At 63.3% G+C, this 26,997-nt stretch carries 29 protein-coding genes; 13 read left to right on the forward strand and 16 right to left on the reverse strand.

Features of this window, described 5'->3' with window-relative positions:
* Positions 1-102 precede the first annotated feature (102 nt).
* From BN1133_RS04170 to BN1133_RS04185, 4 genes are all read left to right on the forward strand, one after another.
* On the forward strand, positions 103-1,050 hold the full coding sequence (locus tag BN1133_RS04170; protein ID WP_050665293.1) for a hypothetical protein: 948 nt from the start codon (positions 103-105) through the stop codon (positions 1,048-1,050).
* Between the two features lie 49 nt (positions 1,051-1,099).
* Entirely contained in the window at positions 1,100-2,569 is a 1,470-nt protein-coding gene (ubiD, locus tag BN1133_RS04175) for a 4-hydroxy-3-polyprenylbenzoate decarboxylase (RefSeq protein ID WP_050665294.1), read from the forward strand.
* A 78-nt stretch (positions 2,570-2,647) separates the two neighbouring features.
* Positions 2,648-3,343 carry an NAD(P)H-flavin reductase gene (gene fre / locus BN1133_RS04180; protein WP_050665295.1) on the forward strand — a complete coding sequence of 232 codons (696 nt, stop codon included), beginning with the start codon at positions 2,648-2,650 and terminating at the stop codon, positions 3,341-3,343.
* A 182-nt stretch (positions 3,344-3,525) separates the two neighbouring features.
* The gene (locus BN1133_RS04185) at positions 3,526-4,473 is read left to right on the forward strand and encodes a GGDEF domain-containing protein (RefSeq protein ID WP_224160944.1); all 948 of its coding nucleotides are present in this window, start codon (positions 3,526-3,528) and stop codon (positions 4,471-4,473) included.
* 16 nt (positions 4,474-4,489) lie between these two features.
* Here BN1133_RS04185 and ubiK read toward each other — a convergent pair whose 3' ends face one another.
* Entirely contained in the window at positions 4,490-4,747 is a 258-nt protein-coding gene (gene ubiK, locus BN1133_RS04190) for a ubiquinone biosynthesis accessory factor UbiK (protein WP_050665296.1), read from the reverse strand.
* 270 nt (positions 4,748-5,017) lie between these two features.
* On the opposite strand from ubiK, the gene BN1133_RS04195 reads away from it, so the two are divergent.
* A complete protein-coding gene (locus tag BN1133_RS04195; RefSeq protein ID WP_050665297.1) occupies positions 5,018-7,447 on the forward strand; it encodes a VolA/Pla-1 family phospholipase in 2,430 nt (809 codons plus the stop codon).
* Positions 7,448-7,510: 63 nt separating this feature from the next.
* On the opposite strand, the gene BN1133_RS04200 is transcribed toward BN1133_RS04195, so the two are convergent.
* The 4 genes from BN1133_RS04200 to coaBC all read right to left on the reverse strand — a co-directional run bounded on the left by BN1133_RS04200 (position 7,511) and on the right by coaBC (position 10,815).
* Positions 7,511-8,341, reverse strand: a complete 831-nt coding sequence (locus BN1133_RS04200; RefSeq protein ID WP_050665298.1) for a mechanosensitive ion channel domain-containing protein — start codon at positions 8,339-8,341, stop codon at positions 7,511-7,513.
* A 123-nt stretch (positions 8,342-8,464) separates the two neighbouring features.
* A complete protein-coding gene (gene slmA / locus BN1133_RS04205; RefSeq protein WP_050665299.1) occupies positions 8,465-9,061 on the reverse strand; it encodes a nucleoid occlusion factor SlmA in 597 nt (198 codons plus the stop codon).
* Positions 9,062-9,130: 69 nt separating this feature from the next.
* Positions 9,131-9,589, reverse strand: a complete 459-nt coding sequence (dut, locus tag BN1133_RS04210) for a dUTP diphosphatase (protein ID WP_050665300.1) — start codon at positions 9,587-9,589, stop codon at positions 9,131-9,133.
* Entirely contained in the window at positions 9,586-10,815 is a 1,230-nt protein-coding gene (gene coaBC, locus BN1133_RS04215; RefSeq protein WP_050665301.1) for a bifunctional phosphopantothenoylcysteine decarboxylase/phosphopantothenate--cysteine ligase CoaBC, read from the reverse strand. The genes dut and coaBC overlap by 4 nt, the downstream gene beginning before the upstream one ends.
* Positions 10,816-10,959: 144 nt before the next feature.
* Here coaBC and radC point away from each other — a divergent pair, with 144 nt between their 5' ends.
* From radC to BN1133_RS04240, 6 genes are all read left to right on the forward strand, one after another.
* Entirely contained in the window at positions 10,960-11,634 is a 675-nt protein-coding gene (radC, locus tag BN1133_RS04220; RefSeq protein ID WP_050665302.1) for a RadC family protein, read from the forward strand.
* Positions 11,635-11,774: 140 nt separating this feature from the next.
* Positions 11,775-12,011 carry a 50S ribosomal protein L28 gene (gene rpmB, locus BN1133_RS19540; RefSeq protein WP_005349438.1) on the forward strand — a complete coding sequence of 79 codons (237 nt, stop codon included), beginning with the start codon at positions 11,775-11,777 and terminating at the stop codon, positions 12,009-12,011.
* A 10-nt stretch (positions 12,012-12,021) separates the two neighbouring features.
* Positions 12,022-12,189 carry a 50S ribosomal protein L33 gene (gene rpmG, locus BN1133_RS04225; protein ID WP_005307500.1) on the forward strand — a complete coding sequence of 56 codons (168 nt, stop codon included), beginning with the start codon at positions 12,022-12,024 and terminating at the stop codon, positions 12,187-12,189.
* 95 nt (positions 12,190-12,284) lie between these two features.
* A complete protein-coding gene (locus tag BN1133_RS04230) occupies positions 12,285-12,746 on the forward strand; it encodes a hypothetical protein (protein ID WP_050665303.1) in 462 nt (153 codons plus the stop codon).
* Positions 12,747-12,754: 8 nt separating this feature from the next.
* Positions 12,755-13,567, forward strand: a complete 813-nt coding sequence (gene mutM, locus BN1133_RS04235) for a bifunctional DNA-formamidopyrimidine glycosylase/DNA-(apurinic or apyrimidinic site) lyase (RefSeq protein ID WP_050665304.1) — start codon at positions 12,755-12,757, stop codon at positions 13,565-13,567.
* A gap of 165 nt (positions 13,568-13,732) precedes the next feature.
* On the forward strand, positions 13,733-14,599 hold the full coding sequence (locus BN1133_RS04240; protein ID WP_050665305.1) for a VirK/YbjX family protein: 867 nt from the start codon (positions 13,733-13,735) through the stop codon (positions 14,597-14,599).
* Here the strand turns inward: BN1133_RS04240 and coaD are convergent.
* Positions 14,584-15,081: a pantetheine-phosphate adenylyltransferase gene (gene coaD, locus BN1133_RS04245; RefSeq protein WP_050665306.1), complete on the reverse strand. Its 498-nt coding sequence runs from the start codon at positions 15,079-15,081 to the stop codon at positions 14,584-14,586. The genes BN1133_RS04240 and coaD overlap by 16 nt on opposite strands.
* 136 nt (positions 15,082-15,217) lie before the next feature.
* On the opposite strand from coaD, the gene BN1133_RS04250 reads away from it, so the two are divergent.
* On the forward strand, positions 15,218-16,258 hold the full coding sequence (locus tag BN1133_RS04250) for a glycosyltransferase family 9 protein (RefSeq protein ID WP_050665307.1): 1,041 nt from the start codon (positions 15,218-15,220) through the stop codon (positions 16,256-16,258).
* A gap of 30 nt (positions 16,259-16,288) precedes the next feature.
* Here BN1133_RS04250 and BN1133_RS04255 read toward each other — a convergent pair whose 3' ends face one another.
* The 10 genes from BN1133_RS04255 to BN1133_RS04300 form a co-directional block, all read right to left on the reverse strand.
* Positions 16,289-17,062: a glycosyltransferase family 2 protein gene (locus BN1133_RS04255; RefSeq protein ID WP_082177894.1), complete on the reverse strand. Its 774-nt coding sequence runs from the start codon at positions 17,060-17,062 to the stop codon at positions 16,289-16,291.
* 73 nt (positions 17,063-17,135) lie between these two features.
* Positions 17,136-18,962 (reverse strand): maltodextrin glucosidase, encoded by a 1,827-nt coding sequence (gene malZ / locus BN1133_RS04260; protein ID WP_050665309.1) that lies wholly within the window; start codon positions 18,960-18,962, stop codon positions 17,136-17,138.
* Between the two features lie 2 nt (positions 18,963-18,964).
* Positions 18,965-19,795, reverse strand: a complete 831-nt coding sequence (locus BN1133_RS04265) for an HDOD domain-containing protein (protein ID WP_050665310.1) — start codon at positions 19,793-19,795, stop codon at positions 18,965-18,967.
* Positions 19,796-19,992: 197 nt separating this feature from the next.
* Positions 19,993-20,406: an META domain-containing protein gene (locus BN1133_RS04270; protein ID WP_050665311.1), complete on the reverse strand. Its 414-nt coding sequence runs from the start codon at positions 20,404-20,406 to the stop codon at positions 19,993-19,995.
* Positions 20,407-20,500: 94 nt separating this feature from the next.
* Positions 20,501-21,859 (reverse strand): molecular chaperone, encoded by a 1,359-nt coding sequence (gene yegD / locus BN1133_RS04275; protein ID WP_050665312.1) that lies wholly within the window; start codon positions 21,857-21,859, stop codon positions 20,501-20,503.
* 65 nt (positions 21,860-21,924) lie between these two features.
* Complete coding sequence (locus BN1133_RS04280) at positions 21,925-22,914, reverse strand: 2-hydroxyacid dehydrogenase (RefSeq protein WP_050665313.1); 990 nt, start codon at positions 22,912-22,914, stop codon at positions 21,925-21,927.
* Positions 22,915-22,991: 77 nt separating this feature from the next.
* The gene (locus BN1133_RS04285) at positions 22,992-23,450 is read right to left on the reverse strand and encodes a CreA family protein (protein WP_050665314.1); all 459 of its coding nucleotides are present in this window, start codon (positions 23,448-23,450) and stop codon (positions 22,992-22,994) included.
* Positions 23,451-23,462: 12 nt separating this feature from the next.
* Positions 23,463-23,909: an Mpo1 family 2-hydroxy fatty acid dioxygenase gene (locus BN1133_RS04290; RefSeq protein ID WP_050665315.1), complete on the reverse strand. Its 447-nt coding sequence runs from the start codon at positions 23,907-23,909 to the stop codon at positions 23,463-23,465.
* A gap of 24 nt (positions 23,910-23,933) precedes the next feature.
* Positions 23,934-24,788 carry a hypothetical protein gene (locus BN1133_RS04295; protein ID WP_050665316.1) on the reverse strand — a complete coding sequence of 285 codons (855 nt, stop codon included), beginning with the start codon at positions 24,786-24,788 and terminating at the stop codon, positions 23,934-23,936.
* Positions 24,789-24,833: 45 nt separating this feature from the next.
* Positions 24,834-25,220 carry a TraR/DksA family transcriptional regulator gene (locus BN1133_RS04300; protein WP_050665317.1) on the reverse strand — a complete coding sequence of 129 codons (387 nt, stop codon included), beginning with the start codon at positions 25,218-25,220 and terminating at the stop codon, positions 24,834-24,836.
* Positions 25,221-25,627: 407 nt separating this feature from the next.
* Here BN1133_RS04300 and BN1133_RS04305 point away from each other — a divergent pair, with 407 nt between their 5' ends.
* Positions 25,628-26,959: a glutamine synthetase family protein gene (locus BN1133_RS04305; protein ID WP_050665318.1), complete on the forward strand. Its 1,332-nt coding sequence runs from the start codon at positions 25,628-25,630 to the stop codon at positions 26,957-26,959.
* Positions 26,960-26,997: the final 38 nt, after the last annotated feature.

Here is a 26,997-nt window from a genome sequence, read left to right on the forward strand (position 1 = left end):
CCCGTCTCGATGACAAGCCGCGGCCCCAGTGCCGCGGTTTTTTATTTGCCCATGGAGGAGTGGCATCGCACTATAGGGGCGACAGACCAGGGAGTGGCACGGATGAAAAGGATCGGGGCAGGAGTCCTGCTGTGGCTGGTCAGCCTGATGGCCATGGCGGTGAGTGAGGTGGTGCCGGGAGATCATCTCTCCTATCTGCAGGCGCGCCTGCAGCAGGGGCAGGAGGAGGCGGTCGAGAGTCTGCTGGTCACCCTGCCCGTTGAGCAGAGTGAACAACTGCGTTGGCAACTGCTCGGTGCCATGGAGGGGAGCATGCGTCCCGCGGCACCGATCCGTCATTGGGTGGACCGGCAGGCCGAACGGGTACCCCTGACGCTGGCAGAGCAGACCCGCGACGGTTTCCTGGTGTCGCTTCCCCGCTATGACTACCCGGCCCGCGCCCGCTATCTGCAACATGCCTGGCGCCAGCTGGACTGGCAGGCCCAGTTTGAGGCCGAGCTGACCGCAGGCCGCTTCGAGCTTCGCTCCCTCTATCGCCTCAACAACCCCGAGGTGGAGTGGCAGCAGGCGGCCCTGTTGGCGGCGCTGAACAAGGCTCCCGCCGGTGAGGTGATCCGTCTGGCCACCGAACTGGCGCAAGAAGCACTCTATCTCCCCGACAACAGGCTGGCCTACGACCTCCTCTCCCGCACCGGTAACCGGGCCCTGTTTCTGGCCCTCTGGCGGCGTCCGGTGGATGAGAGCTCATTGCGGGCCCTCTCCCTGGTGAGCCGCTTCTATCAGGGACGGGACGCCGGCTCCCTGCTGCTGGCCGCCGCCCAGCTCCCCTCTCTCAACGGCCAGGCCATGCTGGCGCTCGGTGCCCTGCGCCCGCTGCCCGATGCCATTCGCGATTATCTCAACCGGGAGCTCGGCATCAGTGACAACGGCGTCGCACTGGCCAAGCTGTTGCAGCCCAGGGCGGAGTCCTTGCAACTGATCCTGCTGGCCGATCGCCTGTTGCAGGAGCAGAAGTCGGGGCAGGCCGGTGTCGAGCCGGGTCGCCCCTGAGCCCCCGTCAGGGTATACTGTCAACCCCTGAATCCAACGCGGTAGCCTTATGAAATACAAGGATTTGCGCGACTTTATCGCGCAGCTCGAAACGCGGGGCCAGCTCAAGCGGATCGGCCGCGAGATCGATCCTTATCTCGAGATGACCGAGATTTGCGACCGTACCCTGCGTGCCGGTGGCCCCGCCCTGCTGTTCGAAAACCCCAAGGGGTATCAGATGCCGGTGCTGGCCAATCTGTTCGGCACCCCGGATCGGGTCGCCATGGGCATGGGCCAGCCGGACGTCGGCGCCCTGCGCCAGGTGGGCACCTGGCTCTCCTACCTCAAGGAGCCGGAGCCACCCAAGGGATTCAGGGAGCTGATGGATAAGCTGCCCATCTTCAAGCAGGTGCTCAACATGCCGACCAAGCGCCTCTCCTCGGCCCCCTGCCAGGAGCAGGTGCTGACCGGCGACGAGGTCGATCTCGACCGTATCCCCATCCAGCACTGCTGGCCGGGGGATGTGGCGCCCCTGGTCACCTGGGGACTCACCATCACCCGCGGCCCCTACAAGAAGCGGCAGAACCTCGGCATTTACCGCCAGCAGAAGATCGGCAAGAACAAGCTCATCATGCGTTGGCTGGATCATCGCGGTGGGGCTATCGATTTTCGCGAGTGGCAGGAGGCGCACCCGGGTGAGCAATTCCCGGTGGTGGTGGCGCTCGGTGCCGATCCCGCGACCATACTCGGTGCCGTGACGCCGGTGCCCGACACCCTCTCCGAATACGCCTTTGCCGGTCTGCTGCGCGGCAGCCGTACCGAGGTGGTCAAGGCTGTCAGCTGTGAGCTGGAGGTGCCGGCGAGCGCCGAGATCGTGCTGGAGGGCTATATCGAACCGGGCGAGCTGGCGCCGGAAGGTCCCTATGGGGATCACACCGGCTACTACAACGAGGTGGACGAGTTCCCGGTCTTCACCATCACCCACATGACCCTGCGTAAGGATGCCATCTACCACAGCACCTACACCGGCCGTCCACCCGATGAGCCGGCGGTGCTCGGGGTGGCGCTCAACGAGGTGTTCGTGCCCCTGTTGCAGAAGCAGTTTCCCGAGATCGTTGACTTCTACCTGCCGCCGGAGGGGTGCTCCTACCGGATGGCGGTGGTGACCATCAAGAAGCGCTACCCGGGCCACGCCAAGCGGGTGATGCTGGGGGTCTGGTCCTTCCTGCGCCAGTTCATGTACACCAAGTTCGTGGTGGTGTGCGATGACGACATCAATGCCCGCGACTGGAAGGATGTGATCTGGGCCATCACCACCCGGATGGACCCGGCCCGCGACACCACCCTGATCGAGCACACGCCGATCGACTACCTGGACTTCGCCTCGCCGGTTTCGGGGCTCGGCTCCAAGATGGGGCTGGATGCCACCAACAAGTGGCCGGGAGAGACCAACCGCGAGTGGGGGGCGCCCATAGTGCAAGACCCGGTGGTGAAGCAAAAGATCGATGCGATCTGGGACGAATTGGGTATTCTCGACTAATAGCCCAACCGGGAATCGACCGGTCATCATAATGACGACATGAGCCAGGGTGGCGAGTGCCACCGAGAAAGGAAACGAATGCAACGAATCAAGTGCCGCGTAACCGAGTTACGCGAAGTGGTAGAGACCATCTGGCAGGTGGGCCTGACACCTGCCGACGCGATCACCTTCAAGCCGGGCCAGTATCTGCTGGTGGTGATGAGCGACTCGGACAAGCGCCCCTTCTCCATCGCCAATGGGCCGGGCCGTCCTGGCCTCGAGCTGCAGATCGGTGCCACCCCGGAAAATGCCTATGCCGGTCAGGTACTGGCTCGCATGCGCGAGCAGGGGGAGATCGAGGTCGAGCTGGCAGCGGGCAAGGCCTTCCTGCGGGAAGAGTCGCCCCGCCCCCTGCTGCTGATGGCGGGCGGTACCGGTTATTCCTATGTGCGCAGTATATTGCAACAACTGATCGACGGCGGCAGCCAGCGTCCCGTGTTCGTTTACTGGGGGGTGCGTCAGGCCCACTGGCTCTATGAACTCGACGAGATGCGCTCCCTCGAGCAGCGTTATGCGCCGCTCACCTTTATCCCCGTGGTACAGGAGCCCGATCCGCAGTGGCAGGGCCGCACCGGACTGGTGCACAAGGCGATCATGGATGACTTCGTCAGTCTGCACGACTACGACATCTATGTGGCGGGGCGCTTCGAGATGGCCGGTGCTGCGCGCGAGGAGTTCAAGCTGCTCGGCGCCGAGCCGGAGCGCATCTTCGGTGATGCCTACGAGTTTATCTGAATCAGGGTGGCTGGGGGTGATCCCGGTGACGCCAATGTATCTGTTTGAATGGGGCCGAACGGCCCCTTCTTCTTTTCTCCCTGTGATGCCTTTCTCTCCCTATGCGTTATCCGCTTGCATTCTATTGATAATCAACACTATTGTGTCTCACTTGGAGCAGAGTTCAGAGCAGGGAGGCGGCGGTGACGGAGGGTTCGGAATGGCTGACCCTGGCCCAGGTTGAGGAAGATGAGCTACGCCAACTGCGTCAGGCAGTGCGTCAATTGGAGCAGGAAAATCGTATCCTGCAGGAGCGCCTCAATGCTGCCCTGGATGGTACCGGCCTCTGTCTGTGGCAGGGGTTGATCCCGACCGGTGAGCTTAAGGTCTTCAATCTACAGCACTTTAAGGCTGGTGAGATGGCACCTCACTTCGACCAGTGGCGCGCCAAGCTCCATCCCGAAGACAGTGAGCTGGCCCTCACCCGCTACTTCGATCACCTGTCGGGAGAGACGCCCTTCTACGAGGCCGAGTACCGCACCCTGGCTCCCGATGGTCGGGTGACCTGGCTGTGGGACCGGGGGCGGGTGGTGGAGTGGGATGGGGACGGCAAGCCGCTGCGGATCCTCGGCTCTCATATCGATATCACCCATCGCAAGGAGAACGAGCAGCGTCTGGCTCGCCAGGCCCGTCGCGATGCCCTGACCGATCTGCTCAACCGCCAGGGGTTGGCTCATGCCTTCAGTGAGACGCCGTCGCTGGCGGCGCTGCTCTTTATCGACCTCGATGACTTCAAGCTGGTGAATGACAGTCTGGGGCATGCCTGTGGTGATCGGGTATTGCAACAGATAGCCGGCTGGCTGCGTGACATCATGCCCGAATCGGCCCCGTGCGGGCGTTACGGCGGGGATGAGTTTGTGGTCTGTCTGCCGGAGGGGGTGTCGCCGGGTCCGCTGGCCGAGCGATTACTGGCACAGGTGAGCGACTATCTGCCCGATCCGGGCAGTCGCCTGACGCTGGGGATGAGTATCGGCATCGCCCGTTGGGAGGCGGAGCGCCCCCCTTTTAGGCTGGCGCTGGAGGCGGCGGACCGGGCCATGTACCTGGCCAAGGAGAGGGGCAAGCAGCGTTGGCATCAACTCTACCTGTGACGGCCTGCCCCGGGAATTACTCCCCCTTCTGGCCCAGCTGCTGCTCGAGCTGTTCCAGCTTGGCTTCCAGCGTGGCCAACTTCTCGCGAGTGCGCAGCAACACCTTGGTTTGCACGTCAAACTCTTCGCGGCTCACCAGGTCGAGCTTGCCGAGCTGAGCCTGCAGAACCTGACGAATCTTCTTCTCTACCTCTTCCCCAACGCTCTTCATGCCAGGGGGCATGGCGTTATGGATCTGCTTGGCGATCTCTTCCAATTTTTTCGGGTCAATCATGGCTGTCTCCTTGTTGCTGGTCAGCATTCTACCGCTAATGGCCCCAGCTGCCGAGCCTGTTTGATGGGCCTGGTCGGAGCGGGAGCCAATGCGGGGTGTGCTAGTCTGCGCCTCCTCCCGATGAGGGGTGCGTCGCATTTTTAAGCAAGAGTTGAGATCCGATGACGGACCAGTAGCTTCTGAGCTGTTGCTTTTATGTTAATGTGCCTGGGTGCGGGTTGGAGCCGTACCCGCCTCGTCAGGACACATTCACAATAATGAGACATGGATATGAAGAAGAAGCTGATCTTTGTTGCGGTGGCCACTGCGCTGCTGACCGCCTGTGGCGGTGGTGACGACAACAAGGGGGATACCTCCTCCTCTCTCGATTATCTGCTGACCGGCTCCACGGGTCTGCGTGCCAGTGTGCTGGCTCCCCGCGACGGTGACGGGACCCTCAAGTTCTCTACCGAAACGACGGATCTCTCCAACCCGGTATCCGCTCTCTCCACTCTGGATGGATGGTCCACCACCCAGCCGGTGACCCTGGTCCCCATCGGGGTCGAAGGGGTGGGTGTGCCGGCTCCTTCCGGCGCCGATTTTGCCGCTGCGGTGGCCCCCCTCTATCTGTTCGAGCTGGATTTTGACAGCAGCACCATGGCGCCCAAGGGGATCAAGAAGCAACTCGTCTATGGCTCCGACTTCGTCGTGGCCGAGAGTGGCGGCAAGCTGGCCCTGGTACCGCTCAAGCCCTTCAATCCCTCCTCTTACTACATGACGGTGGCCACCAGCACCCTCAAGGACAGCCGTGGCAGTGCCCTGCGCGCCGGCGATGACTACGCCAACCTGAGAGCCAATGCGGGCAGCAGCGCCACCGAGCAGAAGCTGCACAACCTGATCGCCCTGCAGGAGGGGCTGTTCCTGCAGAAGACCGGCATTACCTCAGACAAGGTGATCTTCTCCGACTGGTTTGCCACCCAATCCGGCGCCGATGTGCTGACCGCCGTCAAGGGTGCGGCAGCCAGCATCCTGGCAAATTCCGCCACCCTGGACGCCGCCGCTCTGTGGAAGCAGGATGCCAGCGGCAATACCAGCCTGCCGGGGACCTACACCATCAACCAGATCGATGGCGGTACGGCGTTTCTGACCAAGCTGGCCGGTGAAACCTTCCTGCCCCAGGCCTCGCGTGATCAGTTGGCCCAGGTGATTGGTGCCGACCCGACTCTCTCCGGTTTGGCGGCAGCGACCAAGGTCTATAGCGGCACCGTCAGACTCCCCTATTTCCTCTCCACCCCGGCCCTGGCGGGCTCCTGGGACAAGGCCAAGGGACAATCCTGGCACGGGGCTGTCGACAGCCTCTACGCCATCGCCAACGCCCTCAAGGCGGGCGACAAGGAGGTGATTGACGGTCTGGTGGGCGCAGGTGTCAACCCCGCCGAGCTGGCCGAGTTGCTGGCCGATCCCGGCCGCTCGGCCGAACTGCTGGCCGAGGCGAGCAAGTTGATCGGGGTGACCCTCACCTCGGGTGGCAAGCCCATCGATACCCAGCACAACATAGGTCGCTTCAACCCGCTGCCGGCCCTGAGTGAGGTGCAGTCGGTGCCGATGCGCATCTTCGCCGCGGCGCCCCTGAGTGCCGTGACCGATGTGATCATCTACCAGCATGGCGTCACCTCGGTGAAGGAGAACGCCTACGCCCTGGCCCTGAGCCAGATCGGTACCGGCCTGCAGGCTCTGCCCAGTGCCAAGAATGTAGCCATCGTGGTGATCGACCACCCGCTGCACGGTGAGCGTGGTTACGCCCTGAGCGGCAGCATGGATACGGTCACCACCAGCAGCAACCCGACCCCCTACCTCAACCTCAGCTACCTGACCGTGGCCCGCGACAACCTCAAACAGAGCGTCGCCGACCTGCTCGGGCTGCGCCTGGCGGTGGGGCTGGCCAACAGCAAGGGAGTGATCGGTGGTGTCGGGCTCAAGGTGCACTTCCTGGGTCACTCCCTGGGGGCCATCACCGGCACCAATCTGCTGGCGGTGGCGAATGCGGAGCTTAACCCTCAAGTCGATCCTCTGTTCAAGTTCGACACCGGCGGCCTGGCCATGCCCGGTGGTGGCATAGCCCCCCTGCTGCTCAACTCACCGACCTTCGGGCCGACCATCCAGTACGGGATATTGACCAGCAGCTCTGCCGCACTCAAGAATGGCTTCGCTGCCTATGCCCCGAGCTGCCAGAAGGCACCGGATCCTGCCTGCTTCGTCAACGAGTTCCTGCCGAAACAGGATGCGGCGACCCGGGCTGCCGCCACCTCGACCCTGGCCAGTTACAGCTTCGCCGCCCAGTCGGTGCTCGACTCGGCCGATCCCATCAATCTGGGGGCGGGCATCAAGAGCGACCTCAAGCTGTTTGCCACCGAGATCGTGGGCGATGGTGCCCTCAAGCTGCCGGATCAGGTGATCCCCAACAGTATCGCGAGCGCTCCCCTGGGCGGCACCGAGCCTCTGCTCAAGGTGTTGGGGCTGCAGCCACTGACCGGCACCCAGGCCGGACCCATCCGCCATGTGGCACGCTTCGTCGACGGGGGCCACAGTTCGCTGCTGGCGCCGGACGGGGGTGATGACACCGGGGCTGTGACTGCCGAGATCCAGAAGGAGTTTGCCAGCTTCTTCGTGACCGCCGGCGGGGCTGTGCAGGTGAGTGATCCCAACCTGCTCAAGCAATAAACCAAGCAGCAATGAAAGAGGCCGCCCCACGTGGGGCGGCCTCTCTTTTTTCATGGTGAGGTGTTATTCAGACTTCATATGCACCACACGCTGGGGGAAGGGGATCTCGATACCCTCGGCGTCGAAGGCCATCTTCACCCTCTCGTGGAAGTCGAACCAGACCCCCCAGTAGTCGGCGGTCTTGACCCAGGGGCGCACCACGATATTGACCGAGGAGTCGGCCAGGGCGGCGACGGCGATGGTGACGGCCGGATCTTTCAGGATGCGCGGCTCTTCATGAACCAGGCGCTCGAGGATCTGCTTGGCCTTGCGCAGGTCGGAGCCATAGCCGATGCCGAAGGTCATGTCGACCCGGCGGGTCTCCATGCGCGAGTAGTTCACTATGGTGCCGTTGAGGATGGCGGAGTTGGGGACCACCACCATCTTGTTATCGGCGGAGTTAAGGGTGGTGGTGAAGAGTTGCACCGCCTGTACCACACCACTGGTGCCGGCGACCTCGATAAACTCCCCCGCCTTGATGGGACGGAAGATGATGAGCAGGAAACCGGCGGCAAAGTTGGAGAGCGACCCTTGCAGTGCCAGGCCGATGGCCAGACCGGCGGCACCTATGATGGCCACGAAGGAGGCGGTCTGCACTCCGACCCGGCCCAGCGCCGCGATCACCACGAATATCAGGATGGCGTATTTGAGGATGCTGCCAACGAATTCGGTAATGGTGATATCCAGCTGGCGGGCCTTCATCACCCGGGTCACGCCACCGCTGATGATGTTGGCCGCGAAGTAACCCAGCAGCAGGGTAAGCAGGGCGGCCGCGATATTGACGCCATATTCGATGATCAGGGTCTGATTGTTCTGCAACCAGGTCTGGGCCTCGTTGAGGATCTCGGGTTCCATAGGGTCTCCTGTCCGTGATGGTGATGGGCAAAGGGGTGGATTAGAGCACAAGGGTGCGACGACTACGGTCGCATATGAAACAGACAAAGAAAAGGGGGAGACCTCTGGTCTCCCCCTTGGCAATCAGCTCTGCAGCAGCTGGCTGCGAATGAAGTGCCACTGCTCCTCAAAGCCGGCGGTGGGCTTGAGCTTGAACTCGGAGCGAACAAACTGACTGATACGTCCCTCGGCGTAGGCGAGCAGCAGGTTGGCCAGCATGGTCTCGTCGAGCTGGAATCCCTGCCCCTCGCGCAGTCGCTTCTCGCGCAGCACCTGCTTGAGCTGGGTCTCCAGCTTGTCGAACAGCAGGCCGATGCGATCCCGCAGCCGGTCGTTTTCCCCCAGTAGAGCATCGCCGTTGAGGATACGGGTGATGCCCGGGTTGCGCTCGGCAAACACCAGCAGCAGTTGCAGTATGTGGCGGCAGCGCGCCATGGTGTCCTTCTCCTCGGTCAGGATCAGGTTCACCCGGGAGAGCAGGGAGTCCTCGATGAAGTCGATCAATCCCTCGAACATGCGCGCCTTGCTGGGGAAGTGCCGGTACAGGGCTGCCTCCGATACCCCGACCTCGGCGGCCAGGCGGGCCGTGGTGATGCGCTGCCCAGGACTGGTTTCCAGCATATGGGCGAGAGCCTGCAGGATCTGCTCCCGACGGCTCTGCTTGAGTTGACTGCTTGCCATAAAATCCCCTACAAAAACAATGCCTTGTCTTTATTATTTGGCGCTGCCCGGGTGTGTCTGCCGGCGGCGTTACTGGCGTCCGGAGGAGCCAAAGCCCCCCTCGCCGCGCTCGCTCTGATCAAACTCGTCGACCAGGGTAAAACTGGCCTGTACCACGGGCAGGATCACCAGCTGGGCGATGCGCTCGCCCGGTTGCATGGTGAAGCTCTCCTTGCCGCGATTCCAGACCGAGACCATCAGCTGGCCTTGATAGTCGGAATCGATGAGGCCCACCAGGTTGCCGAGCACGATGCCGTGCTTATGGCCGAGGCCGGAGCGGGGCAAGATGGTGGCGCACAGGCCCGGATCCTGGATATGGATGGCCAGGCCGGTGGGGACGAGCGTCGTCTCTCCGGGGGCCAGGGTGATGCTCTCGTCCAGCAGGGCGCGCAGGTCCATGCCGGCAGAACCCGGGGTCGCGTAGGCGGGCAGCGGAAATTCGCGGCCGATGCGGTCATCGAGGATTTTCAGTTCAATCTGTGTCGTCATGAGTGCTTGTTATCTTGGGCGCGGCGGCGCAGATAGTGTTCCGCCACCAGGGTGAGCAGGTGCCGGGCGATCGACAGCTTGTCGGCCAGTGGCAACTCGTGGCGTCCCCCCTGCCAAAACAGGGTAAGGGCGTTGTCATCGGCATTGAATCCTTGGCCGGCGCGGGACACGTCGTTGGCGGCGATCATGTCGAGCCGCTTCCGTTGCAGCTTGTCGAGGGCGTATTGTTCCACATCCACGGTTTCGGCGGCAAACCCAACGGTGAAGGGTTTATCCTCGAGGGCGCCAACCGAGGCGATGATGTCCGGGTTCTTCACCAGGGTCAGCACCATCTCCTCTTTATCGACCGTTTTCTTGATCTTCTGAGGGTGGATCTCGGCCGGCCGGTAGTCCGCCACGGCGGCGCAGCCGATAAAGATGTCGCTGCCGGCCACCCGGGCCATCACGGCCGCATGCATCTGCCCGGCGCTCTCCACGTCGATGCGGGTGACGCCTGCCGGGGTGGCCAGGGCCACAGGTCCACTCACCAGGGTCACCTCGGCCCCCAGCTCGACCGCCGCACGGGCCAGGGCGAATCCCATCTTGCCCGAGCTGTGGTTGCTGATGTAGCGCACCGGGTCGAGGGCTTCCCGGGTCGGGCCGGCGGTCAGCAGCAGACGACAACCGGCCAGGGGGCGTTCTCCCTGCAGCCGGGTCACGCAGCGCTCCACCAACTCGAGCGGGTCGAGCATGCGACCCGGTCCCACATCGCCGCATGCCTGGCTGCCCGAGTCGGGCCCCCACAACAGGATACCGCGGCTGGCCAGGGTCTTGAGGTTGGCCTGGGTGGCGGGGTTGAGATACATCTGCTGGTTCATGGCCGGGGCCAGGGCGACGGTGGCCGGGGTGGCCAGGCAGAGGGTGGTGAGCAGTTCGTCGGCCATGCCGGCGGCCATACGGGCCATCAGGTTGGCACTGGCCGGGGCGATCAGGACCAGATCGGCCCACTTGGCCAGCTCGATATGGCCCATGCCAGCCTCGGCGGCCGGGTCGAGCAAGCTGTCGGCCACCGGATGGCCCGATACCGCCTGCAGGGTCAGGGGGGTGATGAACTCCTTGGCGGAGCGGGTCATCACCACCCGCACCTCGGCCCCCTGATCTTTCAGGCGGCGCACCAGCTCGGCACTTTTGTAGGCGGCGATCCCCCCGCTGATGCCCAGCAGGATGCGTTTGTCGGCCAATCTCATGGATCTCGTTCCGGTCGTCTCAGTCACTGGTCGGCTAAGATATCACACCCCTCTGTTCGGGACAGGGGGCAAGGTCAAGTTCATGGGTGAGCAGGGAAGAGGGGGACGGGCTAAGGTTGTCTCATCCCACAGGGAGGGTGACAAATGGCTATCAAAGATTGGCCCCGGGACGAGCGCCCACGGGAGAAGCTGCTGGCCAGGGGGGCACAGGCGTTATCGGATGCCGAGCTGCTGGCGATTTTTCTGCGCACCGGAGTGAGCGGGACGGACGCGGTGACCCTGGCGCGCAACCTGTTGGGGGAGTTTGGCTCCCTGCGCGCCCTGATGGGGGCCGAGCGGCAGGCCTTTTGTCGTGGCCGTGGTCTCGGTGAGGCCAAGTTTGTCCAGTTGCAGGCGGTCCTCGAGATGGCCCGGCGCCATCTGGCCGAGCGGCTGGAGCGGGGGGAGGCCCTCACCAGCCCCCAGCTGACCCGCGACTATCTGCAGGCCAGGCTCAGGGATCGTGAGCGGGAGATCTTCGCGATCCTCCTGCTCGATAATCAGCACAGGGTGATCCATGACGAAGAGTTGTTTCAGGGAACCCTGGGCAGTGCCAGCGTCTGGCCGAGAGAAATTGTGCGGATCGCGATCAAACATAATGCAGCCGCCGTGATTCTGGCGCATAATCACCCGTCCGGCGTGGCCGAGCCCAGCCGGGCCGATCGCCAGTTGACGGAACGGATCCTGGCCGCACTGGCCCTGATCGATGTGCGAGTCCTGGATCATCTGGTGATCGGTGACGGCATCACGGTTTCCTTCGCCGAGCGCGGTTGGCTCTGACAACCATGGCGCTGGGCCCCGTTTTAGTTGATCTTTGATCACAGATGCTGTATAAAATGCCGCCTTCTGTTTGCCCCGCAATCGAAGGCCAGCGGGGCAAATATTTGCTCGAGCAAGAAGTAAGATTTGGAGAGACTGACATGTCTAGAGTATGCCAAGTAACCGGCAAGCGTCCGGCTGTTGGTAACAACCGTTCGCACGCTAACAACGCTACCAAGCGTCGTTTCCTGCCGAACCTGCACACTCACCGTTTTTGGGTTGAGAGTGAAAAGCGCTTCGTAAGCCTGCGTGTTTCCGCCAAGGGCATGCGTATCATCGACAAGCGTGGCGTAGAAGTCGTTCTGGCTGAACTGCGCGCCCGCGGTGAGAAGGTATAAGGACTAAATCATGGCTAAAGGTATTCGCGAGAAGATTCGCCTGAACTCCAGCGCCGGTACTGGTCACTTCTATACCACTACCAAGAACAAGCGCACCATGCCCGAAAAGATGGAGATCAAGAAATTTGATCCGGTCGTTCGCCAGCATGTGATCTACAAGGAAGGCAAAATCAAGTAATTACTTGATCTTGCTCTCCCAAAAACCCGGCTTAGGCCGGGTTTTTTTATGGCCGCGATCCACAGTACACTGTCCTCCCTTTTCAGGAGGAAAGCATGTTCAGACTCTCCCGTCGGGGCTGGAACAACGTCATCATTGTCGGGGTCCTGGCCGCCATCACCCTGTTGCATCGCATGGAGCAGATGCAGGAGATCAACAGCCAGAATCGTCAGCGTACCCTGCTGCCGGCCGATGCCGTGGTGCTCACCTGGCAGGGGCCCACCTGGCAGATCGAGCGGATTGGCCAGGGGTGGCGCAGCCAGCCCGACCTTGGTCTCGACAGTGCGGCGCTGGGAGGGCTGGTGAGCCAGTGGAGCCAGTGGCTGCTTCCTCCCACCGAGCCACTGCGTGGTGCGCCGACCCTGATCCGGGTCTGGCTGGCGGCCAGCGACGATCCGGTCGAGGTTGGCCTCTACCAGGATAACGGTCGCTACGGGGCCCTGTTGCCGCCGGATCGCTGGCTTGCCCTCACGGCCGAGCAGTATCAGGCCCTGCTCTCTCCCACCCCTGCCAAGTAAGGGAACACATGCCAGAACTGCCCGAAGTCGAGGTGAGTCGGCAGGGGATTGCCCCCTGGCTCACCGGTATCGCAGTGACCCGCATCGTGGTGCGCGACGGCCGCCTGCGCTGGCCGGTGCCCGGGGAGATCCAGGAGCTGGCCGGGCTCACCCTTCGCCGGGTCGCCCGGCGTGCCAAGTACCTGTTGCTGGAGACCGATTTTGGCACCGCCATCCTGCATCTGGGGATGTCGGGCAGCCTGCGGGTGCTGCCCATAGGCACCCCGGCCGGGAAGCACGATCACGTGGACATAGAGTTTGCCAACGGCAAGCTGCTACGCCTCAACGATCCCCGTCGCTTCGGCGCCCTGCTGTGGACCCGGGACCCCGCCGAGGCACATGCCCTGCTCGCCAGGCTGGGCCCGGAGCCGCTGACCGACGCCTTCAGCGCCGATTATCTGGCCCAGCGTGCCAAGGGGCGCAGCACCGCCATCAAGCAGTTTTTGATGGACAATCAGGTGGTGGTCGGGGTCGGCAACATCTACGCCAACGAGGCCCTGTTTGCCGCCGGTATTCATCCCAAGCGGGCGGCCGGCAACATCAGCCGGGAGCGGCTGGGGCGACTGGTTGAGGAGATCAAACGGGTGCTGACCGAGGCCATCGCCCAGGGGGGGACCACCCTCAAGGACTTCACCAGTGCCGATGGCAAGCCGGGCTACTTCGTGCAGCGGCTGCAGGTTTACGGGCGTGCCGGGGAGCCCTGCCACACCTGTGGCAGCGAGATCCATTCCCTGCGCCTGGGGCAGCGCAACACCTTCTTCTGCCCCCACTGCCAGCATTGAGATCCCTTCTCATCTTGTAAGAGAGTGTTGCAGGGGCTTGTCCTGGTGGTCGCTCCTTCCTTAGTATCTCGTCCGTTCAGGCTGTACACGAGATAAACAACAATGACAACTTCACACGCATGTTGGGCCGACCTGGCCCGGCAGGAGCGCTATCGCGCCTCTGCCATGGCTCGCTACCTCTATCCCGAGGGGAGTGCCCGCTGTACCTTCAACCGCACCAAGTTTGTGTTGCGTAGTCTGCTCTACCGCAAGCCGCTCAGCCGGGTCTATCGCCTCTTCTGCGAGGCGCCCCTGTGCGAGCTGCCGACCCGTTATCCCGAGCTGCTCGACAAGCCGATGCGCCCCTATCGTTTCGCCAGCTCCAGTGCTCACCAGCGCGCCGCCATGGTGGAGGAGCACTATCGACTGATGCTGGAGCGCTTCCCGTCACTCATCGTTCCCCTCTATCTGGAGCAAGGGGTCGAGGTGGGGCGGATCCCTGACTCCGAAGTGCGCCTGGTGCTGCGTCACGACGGCACCTTCCGCCGTGAGGCCGAGCTCTCCCTCTCCCTGCTGGATGGAGAGGGCAAACGTCTCTACAGCTGTGCCTTCTCTCTGGAGCGTTGTGGTGGCTCGCTGGGGCTGGTGATCGGTTCGGTACAGGGGCCTGAGCCCTCGGTCGAGGCTCCCCAGGAGCGGGTCCGGTTACTGACCAAGCAGTGCCATGGCCTGCGTCCCAAGTCGTTGGTGGTGATGCTGGTGCTGATGCTGGCAGAGAGTGTGGGGGCCAGCCGGGTGAGTGCTATCCGCAAGTGTGCCCACATCTTCCAGGCCAAGCGCTACAGCAAGAAGAAGAAGGAGTGCCTGCAGGCGGACTATGACGAGCTGTGGGGGGAGTTTGGCGCCCGGGTGCTGGACGCCAACTTCGTGACCCTGGCCCCCCTGGAGCGTAAACCCCTCGAGGAGATAGCGTCCAAGAAGCGGGCCATGTATCGCCGTCGTTACGACTGGCTGGACGAGTTGGCCCGCCGGCTGGATCAGGTGTTCGGCTGACGCTGGGCCAGCTTGGCGGCGATCGCCTTGCCGACTCTGGGGTCGACAAACTGACCGATGTCGCCCCCGTGCAGGGCCACCTCCTTGACCAGGGTGGAGGAGATAAAGGAGTTCTCCTCCGCCGGGGTGAGGAAGACGCTCTCGAGCTCCGGCATCAGGCGGCGATTCATGTTGGCCAGCTGAAACTCATACTCGAAGTCGGAGACGGCACGCAGGCCACGGATCAACACATTGGCCTGGTGAGCCTTGGCAAAGTCCACCAGCAGGCCACAGAAACCCACCACGGTGACGTTGGGCAGGTGTGAGGTGACCTCGCGGGCCAGCTCGACCCGTTCGTCCAGCTCGAACAGGGGGCGTTTGCTCGGGCTGGCGGCGACACCGACGATCACCTCGTCGAAGAGGCTGGCGGCCCGGCCGATGAGATCCGTATGGCCATTGGTGATGGGATCGAAGGTGCCCGGATAGATGACCCGATGGCTCATGATGTTCTCTCCTGGGATCGAAATAGGGCGCATTATACGACCACACCTTGAGAAGTGCAGTCGGTCGGGCAAGAATAGCGCACCACAGGTAACGATCGTCCCCACCATAGTGGTCGGGGCACAGGATGAGGTTGTGATGAAACGTATTCTGGTGGTGCGCAACGACAAGATCGGTGACTTCATGTTGGCATGGCCAAGCTTCGCCATGCTCAAGCAGTCACTGCCCTGTCATGTGACCGCCCTGGTGCCGTCCTATACGGCGCCGCTGGCCAGGCTCTGTCCCTGGATCGACGAGGTGTTGATCGATCCGGGCAAGGGGGCCGACAAGGAGAAACAGCAGGGGCTGCTCGGCGCCATCCGCGAGCAGGCTTTCGATGCGGCCATCTGCCTCTTCTCCAACTCCCGCAATGCCATGCTGGTGTGGAAGGCGGGCATTCCCTATCGGCTGGCACCGGCCACCAAGCTGGCCCAGGTGCTCTACAACCAGCGCCTGACCCAGCGTCGTTCCCGCTCCGAGAAGCCCGAGTACGAATACAACCTCGACCTGATACGTCGCTTCCTGGCGGATCAGGGGGTGACGCCGGTCGAGCCCGTGGCGCCTTTCCTGCGCTTCCCGGGCGAGGTGCTGGCACGGGTACGCGAGCAGGTGGCCGCCCGCTTGCGGGTCGATGCCAACCGCCCCTGGCTGCTGGTACATGCCGGCAGCGGTGGTTCGGCCAACAACCTCTCCATCGAGCAGTATGCCCGTATCATTATCAAGCTGAACCAGGCTCGTCCCGAGCTGCAATGCATCCTCACCGCCGGTCCCGGCGAGGAGAAGATGGCCGAGCAGCTGGCCGCCGAGCTGCTGGCCCACGGGGGGAATGGCTGGATCTACCGCTCCGAGGGGGGACTTCCCCTGTTCTGCCAGGTGATCGCCAACGCCGCCCTCTTCATGGCCGGCAGCACAGGGCCCCTGCATATCGCCGCCGCCCTGGACGTGCCCACGGTCGGCTTCTTCCCCATGCGTCGTTCGGCCACGCCCCTGCGCTGGCGTCCGCTCAACGGGGAGGGACGCCACCTGGCATTCAGCCCACCAGAAGATAGCGACCATCCCGAAGACATGAGCCAGATCGAGCCCAGGGTGGTGGCGGCCGCCATCGCCGAGTGGGCTCCGCCATTCTGGCAAGCCTCCTGAATGAACAAGGCCCCGTGAGGGGCCTTGTGGTTATTCGGGGCGTTGTGGCTGGTGGCGGATCCAGAGGTCGGCGTACTTGATGAAGGTCGAGTGAGCCGAGAGGATGGCCAGCAGCAGTCCCTGCCGTCCGTCGAGGAAACCCGCCTTGAGCAGGTACATCTTCATGAAGCAGCCGATCGCATGCAGCAGCCCCTGGCCGAGGGAGCTCTTCTTGCCGCGGGCCTGACGCTGGTCGGCCCAGGCGCGGCCATAGCCGGCCGATTTCACCAGATAGTGTTCGAGATCCCGATAGGTGTAGTGGAGCAGGTCGCCGCTGAGGTCCACCACCTTCATGTTGGCGCGCACTTCTACCTTTTCGTGGACCAGGGCGTCGTTGTAACCGGTCAGCGCCCTGGGGTAGAGACGCAGCACCCGATCCGGGTACCAGCCGCTGTGGCGGATGAAACGGCCAAACACCCAGGAGAGGCGCGGCAAGGTGTAGAGGGTATCGGCTGGCGGGTTCTCCAGCACGGTGCGGATGCTTTGAGCCAGCTCGGGGGTGAGGCGCTCGTCGGCGTCCAGCCACAGCACCCAGTCGGATTGTACGTGAGACTGGGCCAGCTGACGCTGGCGACCAAACCCGGGCCATTGGTTGTTAACGAAGAAGCGGGCGCCAAACTCGGCGGCGATGGCGGCGGTCTCATCCTGGCTGCCGGAGTCGAGGATGACAATCTCGTCGACCACTCCCTGCAGGGTGGCCAAGCAGGCTCTCAGGTTTTCGGCCTCGTTCTTGACGATGAGCACGGCGGCCAGGGTCGGTTTCATGGGTCTTTCCATCGGGGAGTGCAGGGGCTCCATTCTAGTGAGGTGAGAGGGCCGGCGCCAGCACCGGCCCGGCTCAGGTGGCGATAAGTACCCGGCTGCCGCCGGGGGGCAGGGTCAGTTGCAGTTCCCCTTGCACCAGCTCGAAACGCTCGCCGGTGAGGGCATCACAGAAGCGGCTGACCGGTGCGCCGGTCTGCCACAGGGGCAGGGTGAGGCTGCGCGGATTGTCCGGGTGGCGGTTACAGGCCACCACCACCTGATCCCGCTCCAGGGTGCGGGCATAGGCTAGCGTGTGCTCCCCGGCATAGAGGGTCTGCAGATCGCCCCGACGCAGGGCCGGTCGCTGGCGGCGCAGCCGGATCAGGCGGCGGTAGAGATCGTGCAGGGCGTGATCCCAGCGGGTGCTCTCCCAGGGGAAGCAGCGGCGACAATCCGGATCATTGCCCCCCCGCATCCCCACCTCGTCACCGTAATAGACGCAAGGGGCACCGATATAGGTCATCAGCAGGGTGACGGCCAGGGCCATCCGTTCCCGGTCTCCCCCCAGCAGCTCGAGGAAGCGGGCGGTATCGTGGCTGTCGAGCAGGTTGAACTGGGCCAGCTGGTTGGCAAAGGGGATGTGGGCGCGGGCCAACCGCAGCCAACGATCCAGCTCGGCGGCGCTGATCCGGATCGGTTGATAGGCGATGTCCTTGCCGGCGAGGAAGGCGCGGATCGGGTGGGCGAAGCCGTAGTAGTTCATGGCGCCATCCTCCTGATCCCCCTGCAGCCACTGGCTGGCCTCGAAGAAGTGCTCGCCGAGCACGTAGGCGTCCGGGTTCTCCTGTTTGACTGCACCGCGCAGGGCCCGCACATGGTGGCGGTTACCGCTGGCCGAGCCCTGCTCTCCCAGCATGTGGATGACGTCGAAGCGCCAGCCGTCGATCTGGTAGGGGGGGCGCATCCAGTGGCGCACTATGGCGTCGTCGGCCCGGTAGATGACGTCCTGTACCCGCTCGCTGGCGAAGTCGAGCTTGGGCAGGCTGCGGATCCCCTTCCAGCTCACGTAGTCCCCGTCTTCAGCGAAGGTGTAGAAGCTGCGCCAGGGGGAGTCCGGGTTACCGTGTGCACCCTCGGGGGGAGCAAACCAGGGGTGCTCGGTAGAGGTGTGGTTGACCACCGCATCGAGCACGATGCGCATGCCGCGCTGACGCAGGTTGCGGGTCAGCTGGGCGAACTGCTCGTTGCTGCCGAAGTGGGGATCGATCCGGTAGTAGTCCTGGGTGTCGTACTTGTGGTTGCTCGGCGAGGCGAAGATGGGGTTGAGGTAGAGGGCCGTCACTCCCAGGGAGTGCAGGTAGTGGAGCTTCTGGTCGATGCCGGCCAGATCGCCGCCGTAGAACTCGCTCGCCTCGTCACCGCTGCCCGGCAGGCTGACCGGTTCACCCCAGGCCTTGCTCAGTACCGGACGACCGCGGTAGTCGTACTCTCCCTCCTGTACGTTCAGGCTGGGATCTCCGTTGCAGAAGCGGTCCGGGAAGATCTGGTAGAAGACCTGATCCTGCACCCAGGCCGGTGGTTGGTGCCGGGCGTTGTAGCGAAAATGGGTGGCGCGTGGGGGCATGGCGGGATCGATGCCGCCTCCGTGCAACCACCATTGGCTTTCATCGGTCAACCCCTTGAAGCAGTAGAGGTGCTGATCCTGATGAGGGGACAAGGGCAGGGTGAGTTGCCAGATCTGCAGGCGATCGCGTACCTCGACCAGAGTCATGGGGTGCAGCTCTTCCTCGTTGTCGGGTTCGATGCGCAGCAGCACCTGATTCAGGTTGGCGGCGCGATCGACAAAGAGGGTGAGCAGTAATGTGTCGTTGGTCGCCCTGAACCAGGGCGACGCTTGGGGATGAAACAGAAAGGGGGTCATCTTTATCCGGTCAGGATCTCGGCCAGGGCGTTGCCCTGTTCGTGCAGGGATTCCAGTTGGTTGGCGAGTTTCTCCGGCTGCAGGCCGAGGTGGGTCGCCAGGGGTTTGGGGAAGCGGGCAATGATAGCCTGGGCCGGGACGCCGGCGTTCCAGGCAAACGAGACAAACATGGCGAGTCGGATCAGTACTGCCTCCTTGCTCACCGGTTCGTGTTCCAGCGGGTCGAGTTGCTGGGCAATGGCGGTGATGAAGGCATCGGCCAGGTTCCAGCGGCGAGCCAGCTCGGCGCCGAGCTGGGCGTAGTCGTAGCCCAGCATCTCCCGCTGGGCCTCGACCCGGCTTGCCCCCTTGGCCATGGCCAGGCTGATGAGCTCGGCCTCTTCCGGCAGTGTGCTCTGGATGAGCAGCTCACCGATGTTGTGGATCAGGGCGCAGGTGAAGGCGGTCTCCGGGTCGACCGTGCCGCACTGCTGGGCAAGGGTCTTGGCGATGGTCGCCACCTGAAAGGTTTCGGTCCAGAACTTGTTTTTGTCGAAGCTGGGGGGCGCCTTGAAGCTGCCAATGATGCCGGAGGCCACCACCACGGAGCGCAACCGGTTGAAGCCGAGCCGGATCACCGCCTGCTCGATGGAGGTAACATCCTGCCCCCGTCGGAAGGCCGCCGAGTTGGCCATGCGCAGCACCTTGACGCTGATCACCTGATCCATCGCGATCTTGCGGGCGATCTCGTCGATGCGGGCATTCTCGTCGTTGAAGCTCTCCATCAGCTCGTGCAATAGCTGGGGGATGGTGGGGAGCTGCTTAATCTTGTCAAACAGACGATCCATCGACATGGCAGTGGTGGCCTCCCTGGTCCTTACTCCTGTTTATTGTGCCACAGGGGCGGTGGGGATGCCTGCAAATATGCCCCTTGTGTTCATAAGGGGTTCAAGGTGGCGGTGCCATCCTGCTACCCAGTAGAGCTCACGCTCTCTCAGCACTGTGTGGAACACCTGTTGTTTCTTTTAACCGGCTCTCGTAGCCGGTTTTTTTATTTCCAGTCTTCCAGCCGGTAGTGCAGGGTGTGCCGCTTTCCCTTCAGGATCAACTGCTCGGGCTCGAGGGTCAGGCTGGCCCCCTCCTGCAGGGTGGTGAGTACCGCCTGCTCCACCGTATCGAGAGGGACGGTACAGGCCATCTCGGTGTTCCCCAGACTGGTGACCCAGAAACGTCCCCGATCCAGATTGCCCATGCCGAAGTAGCGGTTGCAGCCGGCGATGCCGTTGACCGTGAAATTCTCCCCAATCTCCAGATCCGGCTCCTGCCCGCGCTCGGCACGAACGGCTTGGCCATCCAGGCTCTCCAGCACCCAGTGGTGGTGCATCAGATCGGTCTGGGTAGGACAGGTGGTGCTGCAGGCGGTCAGCAGCAAGAGGCTGGCGAGGGTCATGGCAGGGCGGTTCATCACTGTGGCTCCTTGGTAGGGCTCAAGGATAGAGTGAGGCGAGACGGGGTGACAGGGGGCGGTGGCGGCCAACCGACCGCCCCTGTCGCTTCGCTCAGGCGAACAGACGCTCGGCGTAGCGAGCGAGTCCCGAGGCCACCGAGCCGAGGTCGTCGCCCCCCTCCAGCGGCACCCCGGGCAGGCGAGTGCGGATGAACTGGCCGATCAGGGGGGACTTGGCGCTACCCCCGGTGATGAAGATGCGATCGGGTTGGCAACCGGCCTGGGCGATGGCCTCGTCCATCAGCTCACCGATCTTCCCGAGCAGGGGAGCGGAAGAGTCGGCGAGCTGGGCGCGGGTCAGGGTCACGACCAGCTCCCGCTCCAGTTCGCCGAGGGGCTGGAGCGCGCTCTCCTGGCTGGAGAGGGCGATCTTGCCCTGCTCGGCACGCCACACCACCTGATGGCTCAGCTTGTGCTCGCGCAGGCGGATGAGTCGGGCGAGGTGGCTGCCGCTCGGGCAGTCGAGCAGCATGTCTTGCAGCTCGCGCCCCGTGGTCAGGCTGTAGAAGCGGCTCTGGGCGGCCACATCGTTGATGGCGGCGGCGTCCCAGAACAGGGGGTGGGGCAGGGGCTTGCCGCTCTTGAGTCGTTCATGCATGCCGAGCAGGGGCATGATGCCCTCCACCGTCAGGCGGATGTCGAAGTCGTTGCCGCCGATACGCTGGCCACTGTGCCCCAGCATCTGGGCGCTGCGATCGAGCCGGGCGCGGTAGCTCGGTCCCATGCGCAGCATGGAGCAGTCGGTCGTACCGCCGCCGATGTCCACCACCAGCACGGTGCAGTCCGCATCGAGGCGCGCCTCGAACTCGAAACCGGCGGCCACCGGCTCATAGAGGAACTCCACCCGCTCGAAGCCGGCCAGGCTGGCTGCCTCGGTCAGGATGGCGATCGCCTGGCGGTTGCTCTCTTCCCCGGCCAGCCCCTGGAAGTTGACCGGTCGGCCGATCACCGCCCGGTCGATGGGGACCCCGGTGAGCGCCTCGGCACGCCGCTTCACCAGCAGCATCATGGCGCAGACGATGTCTTCGAACAGGGCGATCTGGGGCGGCTTGAGCCCATAGGCACCGAGGAAGGACTTGGGGGACTTGATGTAGTACCCCTCTTCCGGCTCCTCCAGATAGGCGCTGAGGGCCGCCTCGCCGATGGCGAGGGCATCGTCGAGCCCCTCTTCGCGCAGCTCGCGGCGCAGGCTCTGGGCCCGTTGCACCTGGGGGCCGCGCAGGGTCAGATAGCGGGCCCGCCGGGTCTCGGGCAGCAGCTCGGCGAGCAGGCCCGGGATGGCATCACGATGGGGTGAGTGCAGGGTGGAGGGGAGATAGCTACCCTGGCCCAGGGGTAACAGGCGTGGCGCTCCCTGCTCCATCACGGCGATGGCGCAGTTGGAGGTGCCATAATCGAATCCGACAAACATGGGCAGGTTCTCCCGGCAAAAAGGGAGAGCCTACCCAAAGCGTCGGCCCGTCTCAAGGGGCTGCGTTATTCCACTTCGTTGCCGCTCACGCGTCCCTCGCGTACCGCCTTGACGTTGGCCAGGGTGGTATCGGCGATGGCGTGCAGGGCCTCGCGGGTCAGGAAGGCCTGGTGACCGGTAAAGAGCACGTTGTGGCAGGCTGACAGGCGGCGGAACACGTCGTCGGTGATCACCTCGTTGGACTTGTCCTCGAAGAAGAGCTCTTCTTCCTCCTCGTAGACGTCGAGGCCCAGGGCGCCGATGCGACCGCTCTTGAGTGCCTCGATGGCGGCGTTGGCGTCGAGCAGGCCGCCCCGGCTGGTGTTGATGATCATCACCCCGTTCTTCATCCTGGCGAAGGCTTCACCGTTGAGCAGGTGGTAGTTCTCCTGAAGCAGGGGGCAGTGCAGGGAGATGACATCGGACTCGCGATAGAGGGTGTCGAGGTCCACGTACTCGGCCCCGAGATCCAGGGCTGCCTGGTTCGGGTAAGGGTCGCTTACCAGCAGGCGCATGCCGAACCCCTTGAGGATGCGCAGGGTGGCGATACCTATCTTGCCGGTGCCGATAACGCCGGCGGTGCGACCGTACATGTTGAAGCCGACCAGACCCTCGAGGGAGAAGTTGGCGTCGCGGGTGCGCTGGTAGGCCTTATGGATGCGGCGGTTGAGGGTCATCATCAGCCCCACCGCGTGCTCGGCCACCGCCTCTGGCGAGTAGGCGGGTACCCGCACCACCTTGAGCCCCAGCTCCCTGGCGGCCACCAGATCCACGTTATTGTAACCGGCGCAGCGCAAGGCGATGACCCGGGTGCCATTCTCGGCCAGCTCGGTCAGTATGGTGCGGTCGGCCTCGTCGTTGACGAACAGGCAGACCACGGGGAAGCCGTGGGCCAGCCGCAGGGTCTTGGCCTCCAGCCGGACATCGAAGAACTCCAGCTCGAAGCCGTAGCCGGCGTTCGCCTGCTGAAAGTACTCCTTGTCGTAATTCTTGCTGCTGAAGAGGGCGATTTTCATGGTGTGGACTCCCGAGGATGCGTGGCCACACCTTACACCAAAGTGTGATCCCTATCACCCGTGCCGAGGCAGGGGTATTAGCCCCACGGCATGATGGGTACGGCGCTCACCGCACTCTTGTAGGATCCATCGACCAGCCGGGTGCTGTAGGTGAGGTAGACCAGGGCATTACGCTTCTGGTCGTAGAAGCGGACCACCTTCTGCTCTTTGAAGACCAGGGAGGTGCTGACGTCGAATACCTCCTCCCCCTCCTTGAGGGTGGCCGGCACCTGGATGGGGCCGACCTGATGGCAGGAGAGGGTGGCGTGAGAGGGGTCCTCGGCCAGCCCCAGACCGCCCTTGATGCCGCCGGTCTTGGGGCGTGCCAGATAGCAGGTGACCCCCTGGATTCGCGGGTCGTCGAACGCCTCGATCACTATCTTGTGGTTGGGGCCAAACAGCTTGAAGGCGGTGCTCACCTCGCCGACCCGATCGGCGTCGGCCCCCTGGGCGAAGGCCGTCAGCAGGGGTAGAGTGAACAGCAGCGGATATTTCATTAAAACCTCCTGTCAGTAGGGGATGTGCAGTCGGCGATAGAGGCCTGCCAGCACCCAGAGGGGGCCGATCAGCAGGAACTGCAGGTCGGTGAGAAAGGCCGGACGACGCCCCTCGTGCCGGTGCCCGATAAACTGGGCCACCCAGAAGAGGGCAAACAGCAGCAGCGCCAGGGGCCAGGCGTAGCCTCCTGCCCCCAGTTGCTGCCAGCTCCACAGGCCGGCCGCGGTCAGCAATCCCATGCCGAGAAAGAGGCGAAAGGAGAGGTACAGGTAGAAGAGCAGGACCGGGATGGCCATGAGCAGGGCCCAGTCCAGCCTGGCCGGCGCCCAGGGCAGCTCTCGCAGCAGGCCAATGGAACAGAGGTAGATGCCGGGCACCGCCACCCTGTGTATCGCCTGGTTGAGCGGGTGCCGGTGGCTCTCTCCATAGAGGGAAAACCAGGTGGTCAGGTCTTTCATCGGGCTCCTCCTTGAGCCGGTTGGTCAGGGCTGTGGCCACTCCCAATAGGCGGCAGGAACGGCCCTGAGAGTGGGGGTCATGTCCGGGTTGGCCAGATCGATGGTGACACGCTGGCCCAGATTGGCCCGGGCCAGTGCATCGCGCACCAGGGGATTACCCCGAAAGAAGCGCAGAAAACTACCATCGGCGTAGAGCCGCTCCAGACCCGTCTGCAGGGCCTTGGCCAATTCGGTCTCATCGTGGCCGACGAAGAAGAACTGGGCATAGGGATAACGCACTTGCAGGTGAGTGTCGATCATCAGATTGGGGTACTGCTCGGCCAGTTCACGACGCTCGGAATAGGCTTCGACCAGAGCCCTTGGAAAGAAGTCGACCTCCTGATGGTCATTGATGAGGTGGAACAGGGTGTGAAAGCGCCCCGCATAGGTGGGAATGCCGGCAGCCTCCAGAATCCGGTTGTCGCCCCAGCCCACCCCCTGGACCGCCTTGTGCTGCCTTAGCTCATCGAGATTGTTGATGCGGGCGAAGGTCTCCTGGGCGTCGCGGTGGATGATGGCGACCCGCACCCCTTCCAGCCCTCGAAACAGGGGAACCGGTATGGGGGTGAGGCGCTGCTCCAGATCGCTTGAGGTTCCCATCCAGAAGAGGTTGAACTGCTTGCCCTTCTCGAGCTCGCGGCTGATGGAATCCTGGGTGAGTGTGGTGGGAACTTCGGTGATCTCGAAGGGAATGCCCGACTTCTCCAGGGCCAGCCTGAGCAGGGGCAACTGGTACTGTTCGGCCATCTGGTTGACCGGCAGGCGGGGGACTCGGACCGTGAGGGTCTGTGCCTGTACCAGCAGAGGAAGGTACAGGCACAACCAACCAAACCATTTCATCGAATCGGACTCCGTATGGAAACTGGCCCGATTCTAACAGAAATGTCAGGCGACGCGGCGATAGACGTGGGTGTCGTTGAACTCCTTGGTGCTCTGACACTCGACGCAGAAGCGCGACTCGGGGCGTGCTTGCAGACGCTTGATGGCGATCTCGTCGCCACAGGACTCACAGTAACCGAAATCCCCTTCGGAGATGCGCTTGAGGGCAGCCTTGAGCTTGCGCAGATGGAGTTTGTCGTGCTCGATGCGGTTGAGCTCGAGGCGGCGTGCCTCTTCGACGCTGGCGCGATCGATCTCGTCAGCCATCTCGTTGGTGTCGGTGGCAATCGCCTGACTGGCCTGGGAGTTGAGACGCTCCTCGATCTCGACGATCTGGGCCTCGATTTGGCCCTTGTAGAAGCTCAGTTGGTCTTCAGTCATAAAGTCACACATGTGTTACTACCCGTGTATTCAAACCCGAATTATCAGTATGGATAGGGGCGGTCTGTGACCAGACCAATTCCCGGTGCTCTGAACTCGTGCGTGAGCACGAAATCAGGGCGGGCCTTTTATCAGATCTTTTCCGGCTAGCAAAGGGGGGCGTCGCTATTTTGTGCACTTCTTCGGGAAAAGATGGGTTCCGAGTGAGTTTTTGCGTCGATTTCGGCCTCATGGCACCTGGATCCGGCCTTGGGTCAAGGTGTTTAATATTTGCGTCCGTAAAGCTGTTTTTGGGGTGAATCTTTTTATTTTTTTAAACACCCTCCCTTGACAGTGGATCCTATAACCGGCTTAGATGGTGACAAGTTACATTTCGGTAACATCGCTCCAGACGGGGCAGATTCACAGTCGGGGTTAACATGGATCGCATCAAGGGTTGGATGGACGCCAACCGCATCACAGAGGTGGAGTGCCTGATTCCGGACTTCACCGGTAACGCCAGGGGCAAGATTCTTCCCGCCAGCAAGTTTCTGCGCGAGGGGGGAATGCGACTGCCCGAGGTCATCTTCATCCAGACCGTCACCGGGGACTACCCGGAGGACGAGAGCATGGTCGATCCCCTGGAGCGGGACATGCTGCTCTACCCCGACCCCAACACCATTCGCTTCGTGCCCTGGGCTCTGGAGCCCACTGCCCAGGTGATCCACGACTGCTTCGACTCTCACGGTCAGCTGGTGGATATCGCCCCCCGCTCCGTGCTGCGTAGGGTCCTCTCCTTCTATGAGAAGCAGGGGTGGAAACCGGTGGTGGCCCCCGAGCTGGAGTTCTATCTGGTCAAGCGCAACGAGGATGCCGACTACCCGCTGGAGCCGCCCATCGGGCGCAACGGGCGTCCCGAGACCGCCCGCCAGTCGTTCAGTATCGATGCGGTCAACGAGTTCGACCCCATCTTCGAGGACATGTACGACTACTGCGAGGCCCAGGAGCTGGAGGTGGATACCCTGATCCATGAGTCCGGTGCCGCCCAGATGGAGATCAACTTCCTGCACGGGGATGCCATCGACCTGGCCGATCAGGTGTTTCTGTTCAAGCGCACCATGCGTGAGGCCGCCCACCGTCACGGCATCTACGCCACCTTTATGGCCAAACCCATGAGCAACGAACCCGGTTCGGCCATGCATATCCACCAGAGTCTGGAGGATAGCGAGGGGCGCAACCTGTTTGGCACCGAGGATGGGGGGCATACCCAGCTCTTCATGCACTTCATCGCCGGACTGCAGAAGTACACCCCGGCGGTGACCGCCCTGCTGGCCCCCAACGTCAACTCCTATCGTCGCCTCACCTTCGGCGAGAGCGCGCCGCGTAACGTGCAGTGGGGGGTGGAGAACCGCACCTGTGGTCTGCGGGTGCCCCACTCCGATGCCTCTGCCCGCCGCGTCGAGAACCGCTTCGCCGGGGCCGATGCCAACCCCTATCTGGCCCTGGCCGCCACCCTGGCGTGCGGCTTCCTCGGCATCCAGGAGAAGCTGGAGCCGCTGCCCGAGATGAAACACAGCGCCTACGACCTGCCCTACAGCCTGCCGCGCACCCTGGAAGAGGCCCTGAGCCACCTCGAGCAGTGCGAGCCCATCAAGGAGCTGTTGGGAGAGCGCTTCGTGCGGGCCTTCGTGGCGGTCAAGCGCAAGGAGTACGAGACCTATTTCGGTGTCATCAGTTCCTGGGAGCGGGAGTTCCTGCTGCTCAACGTCTGATCCCGGCGGGCCGCCCGGCGGCCCGCTTCAACTGGAGG

The organism is Aeromonas schubertii (genome assembly GCF_000820105.1).
Taxonomy (GTDB): domain Bacteria; phylum Pseudomonadota; class Gammaproteobacteria; order Enterobacterales; family Aeromonadaceae; genus Aeromonas; species Aeromonas schubertii.